Origin of the sequence: Acetobacter pomorum, assembly GCF_002738225.1 — a bacterium.
GTDB lineage: Bacteria > Pseudomonadota > Alphaproteobacteria > Acetobacterales > Acetobacteraceae > Acetobacter > Acetobacter pomorum.
In genome coordinates, this window is sequence record NZ_PEBQ01000100.1 from 1 (window position 1) to 2,321 (window position 2,321).

The following is a 2,321-nucleotide window of genomic DNA, read 5'->3' on the forward strand; positions in this document are numbered from 1 at the left end:
CCAGCCCCAAGAGTTGCACCTTCAGCAATATCAACACTACCACCTATCGTGCCAGTACCGCCCAAGGCCGCGCCACTGTCTACACTAACCTGACCGGTAACTCCGCTACTATCTCCATCTACATTCAATGTACCCGCGGCAACTTCCGTAGTACCGCTATAAGCATTAGATCCTGTCAGAGTGAGCGTGCCAGCACCTGTTTTTTGAACAGAGCCAGAGCCTGAAATGGTGTTCGAAAGTGATGCATTAGCTTCCTGCGAAATATCAAGAGAGCCATTATCAGAAATAGATCCGCTTCCAAGACCTGTTACAGAGGATTTCACAGAACCATCCTGAATATTCAGGCCGCCTGAGAAATCATTTTCTCCTTCTAGTGTCAGTTCAGAATTGCCGGATTTAGTCAGGGAACCTGTGCCCGATACTGTGTTGGACAGAACGCTATCATCATCATCGGACACAATGAGAGAACTATTATCAGTGATGCTGCCACTACCGAATGATGAAGCAGAACCAATCAGAGATCCGCCATCAATCTCAGTGCCTCCGGCATAAGAATTCGCCGCGGCCAATGTGACATTCCCATCACCTGCTTTCTCAACACTTCCATCCCCTGAAACAACTGGAGAAAGTATCCCGTCTGTATTCTGGGAAATATCAAGAATAGCCCCGTTCTCAAGAGCAATAGATCCGGTACCAACGCTTGCTGTGTTCGCTACAACATCTGCATTGGAAACAGTCAGGCCTCCGCTATATCCGTTATCCCCTTCAAGTGAGGCTTTACCACCATCAATTTCCAAAGCCCCCTTGCCGTCAATATTTCCTGTAATTGAAGTAGAGTGCCCAGAAGAGTTCTTGATAATCAGCGAACCTTCATCGTCAATATTCCCGGTCTCTGGCAGGTTTGCTGCGTGATCTGTAGTGTCAGCAACAGTGAGCGCTGCTTCATCCCCAATCTCTATTCCGCCCGACCAGACATTTTCCCCTGAAAGGGTCTGTGAAGCCCCAGAAAGAAGATTCAGTGTCCCCTCTCCAGTTATCGTGCCTGAAAACTGACCTGAAAGTCCGCGGATATAAAGAGTATCAGTTTGACTGTCATCAAATGTGACTGAGCCATACCCATTCAGAGCTCCAGTCAGGATGACATTTCCTGCCAAGTTTACGCTTCCGCCGTCATCGGTTACTGAACCTACAGCAGCACCATCCGTCAGGGATATTGCCCCTAAAGAACCGACTTCGACATTCGTCTGCTTAGCATCTGTCCCATCCAAGACTTCTTGACCAGATTCGATACTCAGGGTGCCGCCTGATATTTCACCTTCACCTGAAATACGACCTGAAGCATCAGTCAGGGTAAGAGTTTTGTCTCCGAGATATACGGAACCCTCACCTGTAATGCTTTTGGTAGAAACGTCAGTTCCAGAAACATCTAGTTGAGTGTCGTTACCAATCTCGATACTGGCGTCTGTTGGAGAAGCATTGTCTGCAATCGTTAGTTTGCCACCTTGAACATCAATGCTGCCTGTAAGTGTATCACTCCCAGATAGGACCAGAGTTCCGGCACCTTCCTTGGTGAAACTGCCAGTTCCATTTAAATTATTAGAAATTTCTGAGATTGCGTTATCACCAAGTTTCGCAACCACGGAAGCATTATCTAAGACGGATCCAGATCCAAGTGCTGACGATGACGTTAACTCAAGAGTGCCCGCCTCAATATCAGTGCCGCCGGTATATCCATTATTACCGCCAAGGATTAAGGTCCCCAGGCCCTCTTTAACGACTTTTGAAGTGCCTGCTGCTCCATCTTCAATTGCAGAGTCAATTTCTGCTGTAATCGTTGATCCCGATGGAACTCCATCCCCCACATTAACAGAGATAGAGTTTCCTGAAGCATCAATTTCATCGCCAGAGATACGATATATGCCCCCGTCTGTATTGGAAAACTGAATTGCCGAGACAGAAATATTGACTTGGCTATCATCTACAACGACATTGCCTGATTGGCCTTCAAATATTGCGGCTCGACCTGATGACCATTCAGCGTTGACATCAGCATTGGCATCAGTCCAGTTCGGATTCGTTGAATTCCAGGTACCGTCCCCCCCTGTCAGAATTCCGTTGTCTTTTCCGCTACCGTTCCAGAAAGCCTGAGCAGTGCTGTAAACAACCAGATTCACTTCCCCATCAATCGCAGTTTGCAAGTCAACCGCGTCACCTGCATTGATAGGCAAGGTGGAAGATAGAGCTGTAGACCCACTGAGGGCGCCGGAGTAGTCAAAGAGACGGTACACGCCTTCTGAGAGTGTAGTGCCGGAGGTGGGATC

General features: G+C 48.0%; 1 protein-coding gene. It reads right to left on the reverse strand.

Going from position 1 to position 2,321, the window contains the following annotated elements; all coding sequences use genetic code 11:
• A partial coding sequence (locus CSR02_RS07585) for an autotransporter-associated beta strand repeat-containing protein (protein WP_208616815.1) occupies window positions 1–2,198 on the reverse strand: 2,198 nt, incomplete at its 3' end.
• Window positions 2,199–2,321: the final 123 nt, after the last annotated feature.